Annotated in this window: 19 protein-coding genes and 1 tRNA gene; all 20 read right to left on the reverse strand. The window is 68.1% G+C overall.

Annotation, left to right across the window (positions count from 1 at the left end; translation table 11 throughout):
* Positions 1 to 43: 43 nt before the first annotated feature.
* On the reverse strand, positions 44 to 772 hold the full coding sequence (locus C8J44_RS03460; RefSeq protein ID WP_259466688.1) for a hypothetical protein: 729 nt from the start codon (positions 770 to 772) through the stop codon (positions 44 to 46).
* Entirely contained in the window at positions 688 to 1071 is a 384-nt protein-coding gene (locus C8J44_RS03465; RefSeq protein WP_121903823.1) for a cytochrome c-type biogenesis protein, read from the reverse strand. Before C8J44_RS03465 ends, C8J44_RS03460 begins: the two co-directional genes overlap by 85 nt.
* 134 nt (positions 1072 to 1205) lie before the next feature.
* Positions 1206 to 1733: a DsbE family thiol:disulfide interchange protein gene (locus tag C8J44_RS03470; RefSeq protein WP_121903353.1), complete on the reverse strand. Its 528-nt coding sequence runs from the start codon at positions 1731 to 1733 to the stop codon at positions 1206 to 1208.
* Positions 1730 to 3643 (reverse strand): heme lyase CcmF/NrfE family subunit, encoded by a 1914-nt coding sequence (locus C8J44_RS03475; RefSeq protein WP_121903354.1) that lies wholly within the window; start codon positions 3641 to 3643, stop codon positions 1730 to 1732. The genes C8J44_RS03470 and C8J44_RS03475 overlap by 4 nt, the downstream gene beginning before the upstream one ends.
* The gene (gene ccmE / locus C8J44_RS03480; RefSeq protein WP_121903355.1) at positions 3640 to 4086 is read right to left on the reverse strand and encodes a cytochrome c maturation protein CcmE; all 447 of its coding nucleotides are present in this window, start codon (positions 4084 to 4086) and stop codon (positions 3640 to 3642) included. The genes C8J44_RS03475 and ccmE overlap by 4 nt, the downstream gene beginning before the upstream one ends.
* 97 nt (positions 4087 to 4183) lie before the next feature.
* Positions 4184 to 4909 carry a heme ABC transporter permease CcmC gene (gene ccmC / locus C8J44_RS03485; protein ID WP_121903356.1) on the reverse strand — a complete coding sequence of 242 codons (726 nt, stop codon included), beginning with the start codon at positions 4907 to 4909 and terminating at the stop codon, positions 4184 to 4186.
* Between the two features lie 188 nt (positions 4910 to 5097).
* The gene (locus tag C8J44_RS03490; protein WP_121903357.1) at positions 5098 to 6147 is read right to left on the reverse strand and encodes a Glu/Leu/Phe/Val dehydrogenase dimerization domain-containing protein; all 1050 of its coding nucleotides are present in this window, start codon (positions 6145 to 6147) and stop codon (positions 5098 to 5100) included.
* Positions 6148 to 6258: 111 nt separating this feature from the next.
* Positions 6259 to 6335, reverse strand: a tRNA-His gene (locus C8J44_RS03495).
* Between the two features lie 65 nt (positions 6336 to 6400).
* The gene (gene gspN / locus C8J44_RS03500; protein ID WP_121903358.1) at positions 6401 to 7126 is read right to left on the reverse strand and encodes a type II secretion system protein N; all 726 of its coding nucleotides are present in this window, start codon (positions 7124 to 7126) and stop codon (positions 6401 to 6403) included.
* A complete protein-coding gene (gene gspM, locus C8J44_RS03505) occupies positions 7123 to 7599 on the reverse strand; it encodes a type II secretion system protein GspM (protein ID WP_056058034.1) in 477 nt (158 codons plus the stop codon). The genes gspN and gspM overlap by 4 nt, the downstream gene beginning before the upstream one ends.
* On the reverse strand, positions 7596 to 8681 hold the full coding sequence (gene gspL, locus C8J44_RS03510) for a type II secretion system protein GspL (RefSeq protein ID WP_121903359.1): 1086 nt from the start codon (positions 8679 to 8681) through the stop codon (positions 7596 to 7598). The genes gspM and gspL overlap by 4 nt, the downstream gene beginning before the upstream one ends.
* Positions 8678 to 9676, reverse strand: a complete 999-nt coding sequence (gene gspK, locus C8J44_RS03515) for a type II secretion system minor pseudopilin GspK (protein WP_259466689.1) — start codon at positions 9674 to 9676, stop codon at positions 8678 to 8680. The genes gspL and gspK overlap by 4 nt, the downstream gene beginning before the upstream one ends.
* Positions 9663 to 10349 carry a type II secretion system minor pseudopilin GspJ gene (gene gspJ, locus C8J44_RS03520; RefSeq protein ID WP_259466690.1) on the reverse strand — a complete coding sequence of 229 codons (687 nt, stop codon included), beginning with the start codon at positions 10347 to 10349 and terminating at the stop codon, positions 9663 to 9665. The genes gspK and gspJ overlap by 14 nt, the downstream gene beginning before the upstream one ends.
* Positions 10346 to 10717 carry a type II secretion system minor pseudopilin GspI gene (gene gspI / locus C8J44_RS03525; protein ID WP_121903361.1) on the reverse strand — a complete coding sequence of 124 codons (372 nt, stop codon included), beginning with the start codon at positions 10715 to 10717 and terminating at the stop codon, positions 10346 to 10348. The genes gspJ and gspI overlap by 4 nt, the downstream gene beginning before the upstream one ends.
* The gene (locus tag C8J44_RS03530) at positions 10707 to 11192 is read right to left on the reverse strand and encodes a GspH/FimT family pseudopilin (RefSeq protein ID WP_269083202.1); all 486 of its coding nucleotides are present in this window, start codon (positions 11190 to 11192) and stop codon (positions 10707 to 10709) included. The genes gspI and C8J44_RS03530 overlap by 11 nt, the downstream gene beginning before the upstream one ends.
* Before the next feature lie 4 nt (positions 11193 to 11196).
* Entirely contained in the window at positions 11197 to 11637 is a 441-nt protein-coding gene (gene gspG / locus C8J44_RS03535; RefSeq protein WP_259466691.1) for a type II secretion system major pseudopilin GspG, read from the reverse strand.
* A gap of 8 nt (positions 11638 to 11645) precedes the next feature.
* A complete protein-coding gene (gene gspF, locus C8J44_RS03540; protein ID WP_121903825.1) occupies positions 11646 to 12872 on the reverse strand; it encodes a type II secretion system inner membrane protein GspF in 1227 nt (408 codons plus the stop codon).
* A 171-nt stretch (positions 12873 to 13043) separates the two neighbouring features.
* Positions 13044 to 14696 carry a GspE/PulE family protein gene (locus C8J44_RS03545; protein ID WP_121903364.1) on the reverse strand — a complete coding sequence of 551 codons (1653 nt, stop codon included), beginning with the start codon at positions 14694 to 14696 and terminating at the stop codon, positions 13044 to 13046.
* On the reverse strand, positions 14693 to 16912 hold the full coding sequence (gene gspD, locus C8J44_RS03550) for a type II secretion system secretin GspD (protein WP_121903365.1): 2220 nt from the start codon (positions 16910 to 16912) through the stop codon (positions 14693 to 14695). The genes C8J44_RS03545 and gspD overlap by 4 nt, the downstream gene beginning before the upstream one ends.
* Positions 16909 to 17727, reverse strand: a complete 819-nt coding sequence (locus tag C8J44_RS03555) for a type II secretion system protein N (protein ID WP_121903366.1) — start codon at positions 17725 to 17727, stop codon at positions 16909 to 16911. Before C8J44_RS03555 ends, gspD begins: the two co-directional genes overlap by 4 nt.
* Positions 17728 to 17795 lie beyond the last annotated feature (68 nt).

Here is a 17795-nt window from a genome sequence, read left to right on the forward strand (position 1 = left end):
GGCCTTCATCCCGTCATCCTGGGCTTGACCCAGGATGACGGGATTATTTTTGGGCTGTGGTCGGCGTATCCTGCACAGACAGGAACCGATCCAGCAACGCGAGCCGAGTGGCGATCTCGCCCCGGTATGAGATGTTGGCCGGTGTCAACGCCAGCGCCTTTGCCCAATATGGCCGGGCCGTCGCGAACTCTCCCGAACGTACATACGCCAGCCCCAGGAAGAACGGCGGAGCAGGATGCTTCGGCGCCAACCGCATTGCCTGCTGGAACGCAAACAGCGCGGGCGGCGAAACCTGGTTCGCATCATGCGCCGCTAGCGCGTTGGCGAGCCCCGTCCACATTACCACGCTCCTCGGGGCGATCCTGAGCCCTCCGAGCAATACCTGCACCGCCGCGCGACGGTCGCCGATCCGCGTCATCGCGTCCGCCGCAACCAGATACGCTGCAGCGCCCGTATACCGCTCGAGCATCTGGTCGCGCAGTTCGAGCATCGCGCTGTCGTCCGGCGTTGCAGCAAGTCCGGGGGACACTTCATGGCCGGCAAGCCCTGGCTGCCCCTGCCACGCATACCCCGCCGCACCGAGCATCAATGCCGCCGCAACCATTGTCCAAAGAACGCGGTTCACCTTCAATACTGCGAGCAGCGCAAACGCCCCCACCCCGATCGCGGCCAGCCAGAAATACCCCATCAGCGTGTTCTCCGCCGGAAGCTCGACCGCGCGATCCAGCTGCCGATGCCGAGCAGCAGGATCGGCGCTAGCCACAACGGCCATGTCAGGCCGGATAGGGGCGGATCATAGGTCACGTAATCGCCGTAGCGCGCGATCAGCCAGTCGCGGATCGAGGCAGGCTTTTCACCACGCTCGATCCGCTCGCGGACGAGCGCGCGCATGTCGGCCGCCATGTCGGCATCGCTGTCGGCGATCGACTGCCCCTGACAGACGAGGCAGCGTAGCGTTTCCATGAGTGCGCGGGCGGAAGCCTCCTTGGCGGGGTCGGCGAGTTGGACGTTGGCGTAATGCGCTGGTGGCGCAACCGGCTGGGCTAAGGCCGGTGAGATACACAGCAACAGCGCCGCAACGACCTCCCCTCCCGCTCGCGGTAGGGGTCGGGGGAGGGCATGACGCGAACGCGTGCTTGGTAAGCGGGAAGAAGCCCCTACCCTAACCCCTCCCGCGAGCGGGAGGGGAACAGTAAACGGCACCCTCACTTCGCGTCCTTCACGGCTTGCACGATCTCGGCCACATTCTCAGGCCGGATATCGCCGATGATCTGCTTCACGACGATCCCGCGGCCATCGATCACGAACGTCTCCGGCACGCCCGACGAGCCCAGCGCCAACTGCACCTGGCTGGCCCGATCGCTGCCGATCCGCTCGTACGGATCGCCGTTGCGTCGGAGGAACCCGCTGATCGCCGGCGCGGTATCGCGGATCGCAATCGCGTCGATCGGTACGCCCATCGCCTTCAACCGCATCAGTTGCGGCGCCTCGGCGATGCACGGGATGCACCAGCTCGCGAAGACGTTGAGCAACCGCGGCTTGCCCTGCTGGAACGACGCGCTGGTCAGGCCCGGCTTGCCGGGGACCATCGCCGGCAGCGCGAAGTCGGGGAGCGGCTTGCCGACCATCGCCGATCGCACCACCTTCTCCGCCGGCCGGAACAGCCCACTCGCCACCACCGCGAACAGCAGCGCGAAGATCGCCAGCGGCGCCCAAAGTGCGAACCGCTTCATGCCCAATCAGCCCGCATTGCAGTCCGTCGCTCGCGCCGCACCCGTCCGAGCAACGACAGCATGCCCCCCAGCGCGATCAGGACGCCGCCGAACCAGATCAGCGTCACGAACGGCTTCCACCACAGCCGAAGCTGCCACCGCCCCTGCCCGTCCGGTTGCCCGAGCACGGTATAGAGCTGCCCGTCGAGCACCGTCAGGATCGCGGATTCGTTCGTGCTCGTCGGCGGGTTGGCGAAGAAGCGCAGTTGCGGGCGCAGGACGCTTTCGCTGCCGCCGCGCGTCGCGGTGAGCCGCGCTTCCAGTGCCGACCAGTTTTCGCCGATCACCGGCGAAATGCCGTCGAGCGTCACCGTATACGGCCCGACCCGCGCCGGTTCACCCGCGCGCACCGCGACCAGCGTTTCCTTGGTAAAGGCGCTGTCCGACGCCATCCCGGCAAGGCTGACCGCAATGCCGAGATGCGCGATGACCATGCCGTAGGTGAACAGCGGCGTGCGCCTGAGGTTGCGCTTCCATAGCGGCGCGACGCTGGCGACGGCGAGCCCGGCGGCCAGCGACAATCCGGCCCAAGGCAGCACGCCCGGCCACACGAACAGCAGTGCGATCGCCGCCACCAGCGTCGCACCGATCGGCAGCATCACGCGGCGCAGCACCGCCTTTGCATCATCCCGCCGCCATCGCAGCAGCGGCCCGACCGCCATAACCGCGACCAGCAGCAACGCGATCGGCCCCGCCGCCTTGTTGAAGAACGGCGGCCCGACCGACAGCTGCACGCCAAAGCTCGCCGCGACGATCGGGTAAAGCGTACCGATCAGGACGATCCCGAGGATCACCGACAGCAGAAGGTTGTTCGCGACCAGTCCGCCCTCGCGACTGACCGGATCGAAGGTCGTGCCCGCGCGGACGGTGCCGATCCGCGCGGCGAACAGCGCGAGCGCTCCGCCGATGTAGATTGCGAGCAACGCCAGGATGAACGCCCCGCGCTCCGGGTCGACCGCGAACGCATGCACGCTCGTCAGGATGCCGGACCGCACCAAAAAGGTGCCGATCATCGACATCGAGAACGCGACGACCGCTAGCATGATCGTCCACGCGCGCAGGCCGTCGCGCGTCGCGAGCACCGTCACCGAGTGGAGCAATGCGGTGGCGGCGAGCCACGGCATCAGCGAGGCGTTCTCGACCGGGTCCCAGAACCACCAGCCGCCCCAGCCAAGCTCGTAATAGGCCCAATACGAGCCAGCGGTGATGCCGAGCGTCAGGAATATCCACGCGATCAGCACCCAAGGCCGCATCGCCTTGGCGAACGCTGGCCCCACATCACGCGTGGCGAGCGCGCCGACCGCAAACGAGAACGCGACCGAGAGGCCGACATAGCCGGTGTAGAGCGTCGGCGGATGGAACGCCAAGCCGGGGTCCTGCAGCAGCGGGTTGAGCCCGAGGCCATCGGGTGCTGCTGGGTTGAGGCGGGCGAACGGGTTCGAGGAGAACAGCAGAAACGCGTAGAAGCCGAGCGCGATCGTCGCCTGTGCGCCGAGCGTCGCGGTCAGCGTGCGTTCGGGCAGCGAGCGTTCGAAGATCGCCACCGCCCCGCCGGCCAGCCCGAGGATCGTTACCCAGAGCAGCATTGAGCCTTCATGGTTTCCCCAGGCACCGGCGAACTTGTAGAGCCACGGCTTGGCCGAATGACTGTTCTCGACGACCAGCTTCACGGACATGTCGGAGTCGAGGAACAGCTCGATCAGCAGCGCCATGGCGAGCAGCGCGAGCAGCCCCTGGACCATCGCCACCGGCCGCACTGCCGCCGCGACGTCGTCACGATCGCGCGCGATACCGATCGCCGCCATCACGAGCTGCAACGCCGCGAGCGCGCCCGCGAACCAGAGCGCGGCGAGGCCTGCTTCGGCGATCATAGCTTGGCGTCCGGTTCGAGCGTCTTGGTCTCGTGCATCTTGCCGGCCATTTCCGGCGGCATGTATTTCTCGTCGTGCTTGGCGAGCAGATTCGACGCGACGAAGCTGCCGTTGGGCTGGAACTGGCCTTCGGCGACGACGCCCGATTTCTCGCGGAACAGGTCGGGGACGATGCCGGCGAAGACGACCGGCGTGGTTGCCTGGCCGTCGGTGACGGTGAAATGCACCGTGATGCCGTCCTCGGCGCGCTTGACCGAGCCGCCCTCGACCATTCCGCCGAGCCGGACCACGCGGCCGAGAGGCAAGCCGTCGCGACGCACGTCGGAGGGCGCGTAGAAGAACGCGGCCTGATCTTTCAGCGCGGACAGCGCGAGCAGACCCGCGACCACGACCGCGCCGAGTGCCAGCAGCGCCAGCGTCAGGCGTTGATGCTTGGCCTTCATTTCTCGGCCCTGCGCATCGCGAGGTAGCTCAGCAACGCGATGAGCGCGCCGCCGCCCAGCGTCACGACATACGCGGCGGTCACGAACGGCCAGGGGTTCATGCTCTCGCCATTCTGCGCATCCGAGCTTCGGATTTCGCCACGGCGAGCATCGTTCGCATCCGCATCAGCACGATGCCTGCGAACACGAAGGTGAAGCCGGCCAGCATGATGGGCAGCGGCCAGAGGATCGAACCGTCGATGGTCGATTGCGTCAGCCCGATGCTCGGCCCTTGGTGGAGCGTGTTCCACCATACCACGGAATAGCGGATGATCGGCAGCAGCGCCGACCCGGCGATCCCGTAGAGCGCCGGCACGCGCCCGTCGCCGCTACGATCCGCATCGGCCCTCGCGAGCGCCATGTAGCCGAGATATACGAAGAACAGCAGCAGCATCGAGGTCAGCCGACCATCCCACTGCCACCACGTCCCCCAGGTCGGCCGTCCCCAGATCGAGCCGGTCATGAGACATAGCGCCGCAAACACCGCACCCGGCAGCGCGATCGCGCGCGCGGCGACGCTGGCGAGCGGGTGGCACCAGACGAGGAACATGATGCTGGAGATCGCGATCCCGCTCCACCCGCCCATGCCGAGCCAGGCGGCGGGAACATGGATGTAGAGGATGCGGACGGTCTCGCCCTGGAGATAGTCGGGCGGTGTCTGAGTCAGGCCGGCCCAGCAGCCGATCGCAATCAACGCGACGCCGGCCCAGAAGAGCAACGGCGTCAACGGCTTGGCGATCTTCAGGAAGCGCGCGGGGTTTGCGAAGGCATGTAGGGTGGCCACTGGTGGTACCACTATGGCAACAATACGAGGCTGTCACCTTGGACTTGAGCCCCTCTCCCCATAGGGGAGAGGGAGGGGCCCGCCGCACTTGCGGTGGGAGGGTGAGGGGCGTGAGGCTCGGGTCGTTTACCCCAACTCCCCTCATCCGGCACTGCGTGCCACCTTCTCCCCGGAGGGGAGAAGGACGCTTAGCGGCCGATCAGGCGCTTGGCGATCGAGTCCGACACGTCCGACGCGGGCTGGCCCGTGCGGTCGCTTTCGTTCCAGACCTCGATCAGGCGCTCGGGGATCCGCGCGATCCGTGCCTTCACCTCGGCTTCGTCGCCGTGACCCAGATACTCCAGGCCGACATTGATGATCCCGCCTGCGTTGATCACGTAATCCGGCGCATACAGGATGCCGCGAGCATGCAGCCGAGCGCCGTCCTCGCGGACGCTCAGCTGGTTGTTGGCGCCACCCGCGACGACCTTCGCCTTCAACGCCGCGATCGACATCTCGGTCAGGATCGCACCCAGCGCGTTCGGGCTGAAGATATCCGCCTCGGTCGTCAGGATCGCCTCGGCCGCCACCGCGGTCGCCCCGAGCTCAGCCGCCAGCTTCTGCGCACGGCCCTCATCAACATCCGCCAGCGTGAGCACCGCGCCGTCCTTCGCCAGCAACCGCGCGAGACCGCCGCCGACCGAACCGACGCCCTGGATCGCGACGCGCACGCCCTTCATGTCGGTCGCGCCGAGGCCACGCTGTGCCGCCGCCTTCACGCCGAGATAGATGCCGAGCGCGGTGTACGGCCCCGGATCACCACCCGCAGCGCCGCTCGCGACCGGCAGGCCGGAAACGTAGCGCGTCTGGCTGGCGATCACCTTCATGCGGTCTTCGGACATGCCGACGTCCTCGGCCGTCACGTAGCGCCCGCCAAGCGAATCGACCGCGCGGCCGAACGCCTCGAGCTGGGCGGTCGTGATGACGTCGCCGGGCTTGGCCGCGAGGACCACGCCCTTGCCGCCGCCAAGCTCCAGGCCCGCCATCGCGTTCTTGAAGCTCATGCCGCGCGACAGGCGCAGCGCGTCGGTCACCGCGCGGCCGTTGTCGGCATAATGCCAGAAGCGTGCGCCGCCGGCTGCCGGCCCGAGCTTGGTCGAGTGCACCGCGATCACCGCATGCAGGCCCGATTCGGGATCGGTGAAGGCATGAACGCCCTCGTGGTCGTCGAAATCGGGAAGGTCCCAAACCGCTGTCATCGCCGGCTCCTGAGGAGAATAAAATTACCGGGAGGCGAAATATTATTTTCCAGCCGGTTTTACCAGCCCAAAGCGCTCACGATGGGGAGGCTCGGAAAAATAATGGGAAAATGGGGCGACCGACGGGACTTGAACCCGCAACATCCGGCATCACAAGCCGACGCTCTAACCAATTGAACTACGACCGCCGCGTAGGCATCGCCCCCTAGCGGGGGTCGCCGGGCGGCGTCAACCGTCGACTTGCCAAAAGACGTCAAAAACGTCCTTCGATGGCGAGCTTGTACCCGTTCGGGCCGCTCACGAAGCCCGCCTGCTCGAGCTTATGGATCGCCAGCGGATCGGACGGACGCAGCGACAGCTCGGCGCGGTAGGTCCCTGCCCCCTCGATCCGGAGCGCGATGCTCTCGGTCCCGGCCTGGCTCGCCAGCGGCAACAGCAGCGCCGTGCCGTCGCAGCGCGCGGTGCCGCTCACCGACTGCGGCAAGGTGATCCCGCCGACGTCACCCGCCAGCGTCGCGCGGACGCGGCCCTCGGCGGCTTCGCACTGGCCATCGCGGAAGCGGACCGAGACGTCGTCGAGGTCGAGCGCGGAGACTGGCACCGGCGCGAACAGCCGGCCGGTCGCGACGCTGGCGGTCATGTGGTCGACGCCGAAGCCGTGGCGACTGACGCTCGCCGACCCGCGCAACGGCTTGGCCGACACCGATTCGGGACCGGCGAAGACGATCGTCGCGCGGCCGACCAGCAGCGGCAGGGGCGACAGCCGCGCGTGCAGATCGCCGAGCGCGAGATCGCCGAACCGCGCCTCGGTCAGCGTCGCGCCCCAGATCGTCCCCGACACGCGCCGCGCAACCAGCCCTTCGTCGCCGACGCCGACCCAGCCGAGCACCGCGCGCATCGGCAGGAAGACGATCAGCGCGATCAGCAGCATCCCGCCAAACAGCGCGGCGGGGCCGGTACGCAAACGGATCCGCCTCATGCCGCGCGTGCCTTCAACGTCAGTGCGACGCCGACGGTCTTGTCGCCCTTGTCGGTCATCGCCACCGAATCGACGAGGATGCCGAGCCGTTCGAGCCGTGCGAGCCACGCGACCAGCGCCGCGGGGCGCGCCGACTGGATGCCGACCCGCACCCGGCTCGCCCCGTCCTGATCGAGCGAGGCGAGCGCGAAGCCGGCTTGGTCCGCCTCTGCGCGCACCGCGTCGGCGAGCGTGCCGGTCAGCGGCGTGGCGCGCGTCCGCTGGATATCGCGCAACGTCGCGACCTGCGCGCGCGTCTCGCCGAGCCGCGTGACGGCATCGGCATGACGTTCGCGCGCGCTCGACAGGCCGTCGCCGACCGGGCGGATGATCAGCGCCCACAGCAGCGTGAGGACCGCGAGCCCCGCCATCACGAGCAGCAATCGCCGCTCCCGCAGCGAGCGTCCTTCGAACCACGTCTTCAGTCCGGTCATCGGCCGCTCTCCGGGCTGATCGTGAGTTCGCCCGTCACGCGGCCGGCGGCCGCCTGGAACACGCCGGCGCGGACCGAGAAGCCCGCAGCTTCGAGCGCGCGCTTCAGATCGGTCGCCAACGCTTCCCGCTCGACCGCCACCGACAGGCGCAGGTCGCCGTTCGCCTGGAAATCGAGCGCGGTGACTTCGGTGCCGGGCGTCGCACGCACCGCCGCGAACACCGCCGCGGTCGTGCTGGTGAACCCCAGCCCCGGTCCCCGCACGCGCGACAGGCGCTCGTCGAGCTGGCGGCTGGCGTCGACCACCGTCTCACCGCGCGGCAAACCGGTGACCGCGACCGTATTGGCCTCCGCCTCCAGGGCGTCCGCGCCGAAGCTGTACTTGGCGATGCGGACGAGCGAGATCGCCAGCGTCACGGCGAGGATCGTCAGCGATAACAGCGCGAGCCGACGGATCAGCCCCCAGTCGATCGCGAACCGTCGCCGCCGCGCGAACGGCCCCTGTCGAAGATCCAGCGAGGGCGACGCGACGGCGGTGACGATCGCTGCCTCCAGCGTATCGCGGTCGATCGTCGCGGGCGCGGTGCCACCGGTCACCAACTCGGTCAGTCGCGCTTCGTCGGCGAACCCGCTGGACGTGCCACGCACGACACCGCTGCCAGCGAGTTCCGCCCGCGCGTACCCCTCTTCGGGTCGCGGGAGGAGCATCGGTGCGGGGATGAGCGCGACCGGATCGACGCCTGCCTCCGCCAGCATCAGCAGCCAGTCGCGCATCGTCGCAGCACCGACGACCCCGATCGGTCGGTCGCTGGCGCCTTCGTCCCCGACCGCAACGTGGAGTTCGACGAGCGGCGACGCACTTGCCTCACTCGCCAGTATCCGCGCGGCCGCCGTTGCCTGCGCCGCAGACCGCGACGGCAGTTCCGCCCAGTGCAGCGTCACCGCATCGGCGGGCGCGACCGCGATCGTCTCGCCGTCGATCGCATCGGGGATACCCTCCCCCTCCCCGACCACGCGCGCGTCCGCAACGCGCATCCAGCGATATCCGGTCTCGCCGGCGGGAAGGAACAGCAAAGTCGTCATGATGGCTCGCCCCATTGCCGCGATACGAGCTGCGCGGGAAGCCGGTTCGCTTCGATCAGCGCACGTTCCTGCATTTGTGTCGTGCCGAGCGTCACGTCGATATCGAGCGTGAACCATTTCGACTGCACCTGCGCGTCCGCACCGGGCGCGATGTTGGCGGCGCCGAGCAGCGACGCGCCCTTCTGCAATTCGTCGAAGGTCGCATAGCCTTGCACCGGTCGCCGCAGCAGCAGTTGCTGGGCGGCACCGACCGACAGCGTATCGGGATACATCATCGCCAGCAGCACGCTCTGTTCGGGCAGCAGGGTGTTGACGTTGATCGGCGATGGCTTGGCAAATGGCAGCGTGCAGATCCACGGCCGGATCTTCGTGTAGATCTCTGGCGTCATCCCGGCGATCGCGCGCAGTTCGCTGGGGTCGCTCATCAGCGTGCCGGCGGTGCGGTACGACGGCACGCGGCCGAGATATGCGCCGTCCTCGGCCCCCATCGGTGACTGGTCCTGATCGCTGTCGATCCAATCGGTCGTGCCCGCCGCGACCTGTTCGGCGACCTGCACGGGTACGTCGAGCAGTCGCATCAGGCGGACGAACTGCGGCCGGACTTCGCCACGCGCGACGTACACGCCGGGGGTCGGCATGCCGACGAGAGAGTTAAGGTTGAAGCAGTTCGCACCGTCGCGGACGCGCGCGGTCGCGAAGCCTCCGGGGACCGGCAGGCCGAACGGGGTGTTGCTCCAGCCGCCGGCCAGCGTGACTCGCGTAGGCTTTGGCGCGAGCAGGTTGGAGACCCGAGTCAGCGCCATCGTCTCCGCCGCGAGTGCATAGGCGCGCGCCTGCTCGCCCGTCGCGGCGTTGCTCGCGAGGCGGGTCGACAGCCGGAGTTTTTCCAGCGCCGCGCCGGCCATCACCGCGATGATCGCGACGAGCATCAGGACGGTGAGCAACGCCGCACCCCGTTCCCGCCCACGCTCAAGGCCGGGATCAGGTGCGCGCACCGGGCGTCTCCTGTCCCGGAGGTGTGCCCGCCGGTGGCGCGGCGGCGGGACCCGTTCCATCGGATGGCGCGGGCACGTAGCTGGTGCCGACGAGAAACATCTGGCGGAACTGCGTACCGTCGTCGCGCTGGACGGTGAGTTCCATCGCGTCGGGCAACGGCCTGCCGCTCGCACCGTCCCATCGATCGCTCCAGGCGCCCGCGATGCGATAGCGGAGTGCTACCTGCCGGACTTTCGTGAGCAACGCGGCAGGCGGCAACGGCTGCGCGCCGTCGACCATCGGATAGGCGATCCGCTGGAACACGCCCCCATCGACGCGGTAGGCGACCTTCTGCATGCTGGAGCGCGCCGCACCGTCGATATTGCTCCAGCCGGCGCGAACTAGGCGGAGCATCGGCGTGACGCCCGATCCGCTTTCGCCGATAAACGCGGGGACGCTGGTGCCGGCCTCGTCGCGGGTAGCGCGGTTCGATGCCTGGGCGAGATCGGCGGACAGGATCGACATCGTCCGGGTGAGCGCGCTGATGTCGTCCAGCTTCGCGCCGGTCGAGCTCTGCGCCTTCACGCTGAACGACAGGATCGCCACGCCGGCGGCGGCGATCATGCCGAAGATCATGAGCGACACCATGACTTCGATGAGCGTGAAGCCGGCCTCGGTTTTCGGAGGCGTCACATCACCATCCGCGGCGCGGGTCGCACCATCGTCAGACGACCGAGTTGCGTGCCGGTCCGGTCGGCGACCGCCACGTCGATCCGCAGCACGCTCGATCCGCCGAGTGCGCTGACCTGTCGGGTCCACGTCCAGGGCTGGCCGCCGTTGGTCTCTGTACCGGTGACGCGACCTGCCGTCGGTGGCTGCGCGCTGGTGACCGCGTCGATCGCGATGTTGCGCGCGACCATCTGCGCGACGAGCGTTTCGTCGAGGATCGAGGCGCCGCGGATCGTCGCGCTCTCCAGACGTACGAGCGCCATCGCCGCGAGGCTGAACACTGCCAGCGCGACCATGATCTCTATGAGGGTAAAGCCGCGCTCAGCCCGCATCGGCTCTTACGCTGCCGTCGGCGTCGATGTGGACCGTCGCTGCTACACCACCGCGATCCAGGCGAATCTCGGCGGGACGATCGACAAGGCCGGTCGGGTCGAACGTCACGCGCAGGCGGCCGCTGGTATCGCCGATGCTAGCCCTGGTGCCTTCGTTCCAGCGCTCGACGCGCATCGGTTTCTCGGCGATCGGCGTCCAGCCACCAGCGAGTCGCCGGTCGAAGCCGTAGCCGCCGCCGCTGATCCAGACGCTCACCGGACGCGCCTCGACGATCGCCGAGTCATGCGCGGCGCGGGTGCGCAGGGCGAAGCGCGTCGCCTCGTCGAGCACGCGGCCGCGCGGGTCCGGCATGACGAGCACGGCTACCGCAGAGGCCAAGCCGATGATCGTGACGACGACCATCAGCTCGACCAGCGTGAAACCACTTTCGCGTCTCCGCGAAAGTGTCCCCGCGCAGGCGGGGACCCAGTCCAAGGACCTATTGCCAGCTGCCGATATCGGCATCGATCCCCTCGCCGCCTTCCTTGCCGTCCGCGCCGAAGGTCCAGACGTCGGCCTCGCCGTGCGCGCCGGGCGAGGCATAGAGATACGGGCGCCCCCAGGGATCGTTCGGCAGCTTCTTCAGATACCCGCCACGCTGATAGCGCGACGGATCGGTCAGTCCCGCGGGTGCGGTGACAAGCGCGTTCAAGCCCTGCGTGGTGTTGGGGAAGGTCATGTTCTGGAGCTTGTAGAGTTCCAGCCCGCCCTCGATCTGCGCGATATCGGCCTTCGCCTTCTGGATCCGCGCGGTGTCGCCCGAGGGCAGCACGTTGAGCGCGACGATCGTCGCTAGCAGGCCGATGATCACGATAACGACCATCAACTCGACGAGGGTAAAGCCGGCCTCGCGGCGCTTCTTTCTGACTTCGGGACGCATACGAAACCTCATTGTCCGGCCAGCGTGTTGAGCTGGAGGATCGGGAGCAGGATGGATAGCACGATCGTCGCGACGATGCCGCCCATCACGACGATGATCAGCGGTTCGAGCAGCGAGAGTGCGGTGGCGGTGAAACGGTCGAACTCGCGTTCGAGATAGTCCGCGGCGCGCTCCAACATCTCGTCGAGACGACCTGCGGTTTCTCCGCTCGCCGCGAGATAGGTCAGCAGCGGGGGGAAGACTCCGGCGCGGCGCATCGCGGCAGAGAGCGAGCCCCCGCCGCGGATCGCGTCGACGATCTGGTCGGAGGCGAGGCGGAGGCGGCGGTTGTGGATCGTGCTGGCGGTGAGGTTGAGGCCGTCGAGCAGCGGCAGGCGGCTCGCGACCATCGTCCCGAGCGTGCGCGCCATCCTCGCCGCGTGAAGGTCTCGGATCAGGCGACCGAGCAGCGGGATGCGGAGCAGCCAGCCGTCGAAGGCGAGCCGGATCGTCGGATCCTTCAGTGCCTGCCACCCGGCCAGACCACCGCCTACGACGACCAGCAGCATAACCCACCAGTATCCGACGAGGAACGCGGAGAACGCCATTACCATTCGCGTGAGCAGCGGCAATTGCTGGCCGACCGTGTCGAATTGCTCGACCACCTGGGGCACGACGAACATCATCAGCGCGGTGACGACGCCGAACGCGACGAGCGCGAGGATCGAGGGATAGGCGAGCGCGGTGATGAGCTTGCCACGGATCTCGGCCTGGCGTTCGAGCAGAGCGGCGAGGCGATCGAGAATGGTCGGGAGCGAGCCCGAGCTTTCGCCGGCGGACACCATCGCGCGGTAGAGCGGCGGGAAGCTTTTCGGTTCGCGCGCCATCGCGTCGGCGAGGCGGCGGCCTTCGACGACGCCGGCGTGGACGTGCTGGACTATCGTGCGGACGCTGTCCTGTTCAGTCTGGCGGGTAATCGTGCGGAGCGATTCCTCCAGCGGTGAGACGCGGTTGAGCGTGGCGAGCTGGCGGGTGAAGAGGGTGAGGTTCTTGCCCGACATCTTCGGCGTGCCGAGCTGGAGCCCGAACAGCGGACGGCCTTTGGTTGCCTGAGGTGGCGTGCCGGGGGTGATCTTCACGACATAGAATTTGCGTGCGTCGAGAGTAGCGCGCGCGACGTCAATGTCGGCGGCCGCGACGTGCCCCCGGCGTTCCGCTCCCTTGGTGTCGATCGCGATATAGTCGAAGTCAGCCATCATCCTCCCCTGCAAGGGGAGGGGGACCGCCGCGAAGCGGTGGTGGAGGGGGCGTGCCGCGAACGCTGCGTTGCGCTGCTGGCGGCGTACGGCCGGTGATGCGAGCGTGGTGAACCCCCTCCACCAGCTTCGCTGGTCCCCCTCCCCGTTCCGGGGAGGATATTTAGGGCGTTATGCAACTGCTGTATCCTCGACGACTTCCGTGGTGTCGCGGCGGGATACTCGGACGGCTTCTTCGGCGGTGGTCTGGCCGGAGAGGACTAGGTCGCGGGCAGACTGTGCCAGGTTTGGCGATTTCGCGAATGCGTGCGCGGTGATTTCCGATTCGTGACCGTCGGTGTTAATCAGGCGGCGGATCGTGTCGTCGATGCGAACCGCTTCGAAGACGCCGATGCGGCCCTTGTAGCCGGTCTGGTTGCAGTCTTCGCAGCCTTGCGCGACGTAGACGATCGCATCCGGGGCGATGCCGAGCAACGGGGCTACCGTGTCCGACGCGGGCACGGCTTTGCGGCACTTCGGGCAGAGCCGGCGGACGAGGCGCTGGGCGATCACCGCGCGCAGCGTCGAGGCGAGCAGGAAGCTCTCGACCTTCATGTCGCGCATCCGGGTGATCGCGCCGATCGCGTCGTTGGTGTGGACTGTCGACAGCACGAGATGGCCCGTCAGCGATGCCTGCACCGCGATCTCGGCGGTCTCGCGGTCGCGGATTTCGCCGACCATCACGACGTCGGGATCCTGGCGCAGGATCGCGCGCAGCCCTGCCGCGAAGGTGAGGCCGACCTTGGGGTTCACCTGGGTCTGGCCGACGCCGTCGACGGCGTACTCGACCGGGTCCTCGACGGTGAGGATGTTGCGGCTGCCGTCGTTGAGCAGGCGGAGCGCGGCATAGAGCGAGGTGGTCTTGCCCGAGCCGGTCGGCCCGGTGACGAGGATGATGCCGTTGGGCTCGCTCAGCGCTTCGTTGAGCAGCGCGAACAGCGCAGGCGGCAGGCCGAGCGCTTCGAGGTCGATGCCCGCGTTCTCCTTGTCGAGGATACGCAGCACCACGCGCTCGCCTGCCCGCGACGGCAGCGTCGAGACGCGGACGTCGAGCAGCTTGCCGCCGAGTGTCAGCCCCATGCGGCCGTCCTGCGGCACTCGTCGTTCGGCGATGTCGAGGCGGGCCATCACCTTGATGCGGCTGACGACCACGGGCGCGACGTTGGGCGGCATCCGCAGCGTTTCGCGCAGCACGCCGTCGATGCGCATGCGGACGACGAGGCCGGACTCGTACGGCTCGATATGGATGTCGGACACGCCGTTACGCGCGGCGTCGGCGATGATGCCGTTGATGAGACGGATAGCGGGGGCATCGTCGGCGGTGTCGAGCAGGTCCTCCGCCGTGGGCATGTCACCGGCGAGCAGGTCGAGTTCGTCGCCCATGCCGACTGCGGCAAGCGCGTTGGCCTGGCCGTCCATCGCGTAGATGTTCGACAGGAGTCGGTCGAAGGCAATCTGTTCGACGAAGGTTACGTCGAACGGGCGGGCGAGGTAGCGGCGGAGTTCGAGCAGGACTTTGGGATCGGCGCCGGCGCGCATCGCGATGGTGAGGTGGGAATCGGTGTCGGTGTGGTCGACTACGACGCCGAACTTTCTGGCGAAGGCGTAGGGGATGGTGATCTGGGGGAGTTCACTGCTCCCCTCCCGCTCGCGGGAGGGGTTGGGGGAGGGAATGACATACCCCTCGATCGCGTCGCCCGTGATCGAGGCAGGCCCTCCCCCGACCCCTCCCGCAAGCGGAAGGGGAGAAGCAGCGTCGATCTCGTGGCCTTCGCGGATGATCATTTCTTGGGTCGCACGACCATCGTCGAGGTGCGGACCGGCACCGCGATGCGCGGGTCTTCGATGTTGCCGGGGATCGGTGCGCTCGGGATCGGCGGGGCTGCGCCCATGTAGTCGCGGACGAGCTGGTCGATCGAAGGCTCCGCGCCCGGCTCCTGCAGGCCCTGCTGCAGGCGGACATAGCCATAGCGCTGCTCGGTCAGCTTGCGGCTATCCTCGGCAGTGCGCAGGATCGTCGGGCGGATGAAGATCATCAGGTTGGTCTTCGACCGCTGTTTCGCCTTCGACGTGAACAGATGGCCGAGCACGGGGATGTCGCCGAGCAGCGGGATCTTCTCGATCGTGCGGCGTTCGTTGTCGTCGAGCAGGCCGCTAATCACCGCGATCTGACCGTCGTCGACGGTGCGGACGGTCTCGACCTCGCGCTTGTTGAGGATCAGGTCGCTGTTGTCGCTCGACACCGGCCCGGCGATCGAACTGACTTCGAGGCGCAGGTTGAGCTTCACGGTACCACTCGAGTTCACCTGCGGGCGGACGGTCAGCTCGATGCCGACATTCTGGCGCTGCGTGGTGCGGAACGCGTTGTCGAAATTGGTGCTGAGCGCCTGCCCCGTGGTGATCGGGATTTCCTGCCCGACGAGGCTGTGTGCCTCCTGGTTGTCGAGCGTGACGAGATGCGGGACCTGGAGCAGGTTCGAGGTCGTGTCGCTCTTCACCGCGTTGATGATCGCGCCGAAGAAGGTGCTGCCGATCTTGCCGCCAAACCCGCCAAAGCCGCCGGTGGCCGCGAGGATCGACGCGATTGCCGACTGCTGCAGCGCGTCCGCCGCGGCATTGGGGGTGTTCGTTTCGGTGCGCGTGCCATCGGGCGCGACGACCGTCGTGCCGTTGCCACCGATCGAGCGTGCGCCGATCGCGCCGGCGATCTGGAGGATGTTGGGCGCGGAGTTCGAGAAGGTCGACGCGCCGAACGCGCCACCGCTCGGGTCGCCGACGATGAACTGCGCACCGAGCGTCCTCGCGGTCGAATCGGAGACCTCGGCAACGATCGCCTCGACCAGCACCTGTTCGCGGCGCGTGTCGAGTTGGCGAACAACCTCGTTCAGCTGACGCTGGATCTCGGCGGGCGCGGCGATGACGATCGCGTTGGCGCCGGCAAAGCGCGTGACAACCGCGGCGGTCTTGCCGCCTGCCGCGGTGATCGCAGCTTGGCCGGAGCCGCCGCCCCCGCCGCTCGAAGACGGGCCCGACTGCGGGATCTGTGGTTGCGAGAAGTTCGACTGGCCGCCGGACGCACCGTTGGTGCTGCTCGACCCGAAATTCGAGCGCGACAAGGCGGTCTGCACGGGCTGTGTCGGAGTCTGGCCGACGAGCTCCTGGAGCACCGGCAGCAACTGCTCGGCGTCGGCGTTCTCAAGGAAGACGACCTTGATCTCGGTACCGTTGCGCGCCTTCTGGTCGAGGTCGGCGGCGACCTGCGCGAGGCGGGCGACGGTGGTCGGATCGCCGCGCAGGGCGACGGCGTTCGACCCCTCGACCGCGACGACCGATGCGCTCGGACCGGCGGCGGCACCACCGCCCTGCCCGCCTTGACCGCCCCCAGTGCCGGTTCCGATCAGCCCCTGGAGCGCAGTCGCGATCTCCTTGGCACTCGCATTCTTGAGGGCGACGACGCGGGTGGAGGATGTGTCGGTGTCGATCCGGCGAAGGACTTCGCGGATGCGGCGGATGTTGTCGGCGAAATCGACCACGACGAGGCTGTTGCCGCCGCGGTTCGCGCTGACCGAGCCTTGCGCGCTGACCAGCGGGCGAACCGTCTCGACCGCGGACTGCGCGTCGATCGCGCGGAGGCGGATGATCTCGGTGACGTAGCTGTTGCGTGCGGCACCCGCGACGCCAATCCTGCTCGGCTGCGACGCGGCGTTGTCGAGCGGCTGGACGCGGAACGCGCCGCCCGAGGTCGGCACCGCGACGAGGCCATTGGCGCGCAACGTCGAGAGGAAGATCTCGAAATATTCGGAGCGCGACAGCGGGCGATCGGTGACCACCGTCACCTTGCCGGCGACGCGGTTGTCGATGATGAACGTGCGCCCGGTGACCTTGGCGGCGTCGGCGATGAACGCGCGGATGTCGGCATCGCGGACGTTCAGCGTGGTCTGCGCATGAACGCCGGCCGCGAGTGCGAGCGCCACGACGGGACCGAGAAACAGTTTTTTCATTGGGGTGGCGCGATCGTGATGGCGAGCGGCAGGGTATCCTGGCCGCGTTCTACGGTAATGGGGACGTTGCCGCCGCCCGCGAAATCCTTGGCGATGCGGTCGAGATCGCCGGGGCCGGAAACCGGCCGCCCGCCGATCGAGGTGACGACGTCGCCGTCCTTGAGCCCGGCGGACCGGAACGCGTTGCCCAAGCCCTGCGACCGGACGGTGAGCCCGCTGATGCGGCCGCCGTCGATGCGGGGGATGAAGCCGATCTCGCTCCGCAACTGCGCGACGGGGATGCCGACCGCCGGGGATGCCGCGCCACCGGGGGGCGCTCCGGGCACGACCGGGGTGACGGCGCCTGACTGGTCGAGGAACAGGTCTTCGTCGGCGCCACCGCGGTCGATCGTGACATGATCGAACGCGACCGCCTTCAGGCGTACGCCGGGCTGGATCTCGTCGCCGACCGCGACGCTTTGCTGGAGGCCGTCGGGACCGGCGATGATCGCGGAGTTGCGGCCCATCGCCTCGTCGATGCGCGTGCCGAACAGGGTCAGCTGGAGCGACGTGACGGTGGCGGGCGCACCCGCCGCGCCGCCAAGGCGGAAGAACGGATCGAACCCGCGCAGGATATCGGCGGGTGACCCGACCACCATCGGCGCAGCCGGGCGCCAGTCGCCGAGCGGCGTGATCGGTATCACGATCGTCCAAGCCAGCCGGGCGCACTGCGTGGCCAGCCCGGCCAGCAGCGCGAGTTCGACGACACTATAGACATTCACCACCGGCATACGCCGCAAGATACGGCGCGCCCGCGCGTCCAGCTTCAACCGCATCCGCGACCCACCCCAATTTCCCGCATCCCGTCGCGTAGGCATGCCATGTTACAATTCCGCGTCAATGG

It is taken from the genome of Sphingomonas sp. PP-CE-3A-406 (assembly GCF_003688625.1).
Lineage (GTDB): Bacteria > Pseudomonadota > Alphaproteobacteria > Sphingomonadales > Sphingomonadaceae > Sphingomonas.

Bases quoted from the DNA above. Each gene is read 5' to 3' on its own strand.
- C8J44_RS03460 (WP_259466688.1), bottom strand. From the start codon at position 772: ATGGCCGTTGTGGCTAGCGCCGATCCTGCTGCTCGGCATCGGCAGCTG.
- C8J44_RS03470 (WP_121903353.1), bottom strand. From the start codon at position 1,733: ATGAAGCGGTTCGCACTTTGGGCGCCGCTGGCGATCTTCGCGCTGCTG.
- C8J44_RS03475 (WP_121903354.1), bottom strand. From the start codon at position 3,643: ATGATCGCCGAAGCAGGCCTCGCCGCGCTCTGGTTCGCGGGCGCGCTC.
- ccmE (WP_121903355.1), bottom strand. From the start codon at position 4,086: ATGAAGGCCAAGCATCAACGCCTGACGCTGGCGCTGCTGGCACTCGGC.
- C8J44_RS03490 (WP_121903357.1), bottom strand. From the start codon at position 6,147: ATGACAGCGGTTTGGGACCTTCCCGATTTCGACGACCACGAGGGCGTT.
- gspN (WP_121903358.1), bottom strand. From the start codon at position 7,126: ATGAGGCGGATCCGTTTGCGTACCGGCCCCGCCGCGCTGTTTGGCGGG.
- gspM (WP_056058034.1), bottom strand. From the start codon at position 7,599: ATGACCGGACTGAAGACGTGGTTCGAAGGACGCTCGCTGCGGGAGCGG.
- gspL (WP_121903359.1), bottom strand. From the start codon at position 8,681: ATGACGACTTTGCTGTTCCTTCCCGCCGGCGAGACCGGATATCGCTGG.
- gspI (WP_121903361.1), bottom strand. From the start codon at position 10,717: ATGCGGGCTGAGCGCGGCTTTACCCTCATAGAGATCATGGTCGCGCTG.
- gspG (WP_259466691.1), bottom strand. From the start codon at position 11,637: ATGCGTCCCGAAGTCAGAAAGAAGCGCCGCGAGGCCGGCTTTACCCTC.
- gspF (WP_121903825.1), bottom strand. From the start codon at position 12,872: ATGGCTGACTTCGACTATATCGCGATCGACACCAAGGGAGCGGAACGC.
- C8J44_RS03545 (WP_121903364.1), bottom strand. From the start codon at position 14,696: ATGATCATCCGCGAAGGCCACGAGATCGACGCTGCTTCTCCCCTTCCG.
- gspD (WP_121903365.1), bottom strand. From the start codon at position 16,912: ATGAAAAAACTGTTTCTCGGTCCCGTCGTGGCGCTCGCACTCGCGGCC.
- C8J44_RS03555 (WP_121903366.1), bottom strand. From the start codon at position 17,727: ATGCGGTTGAAGCTGGACGCGCGGGCGCGCCGTATCTTGCGGCGTATG.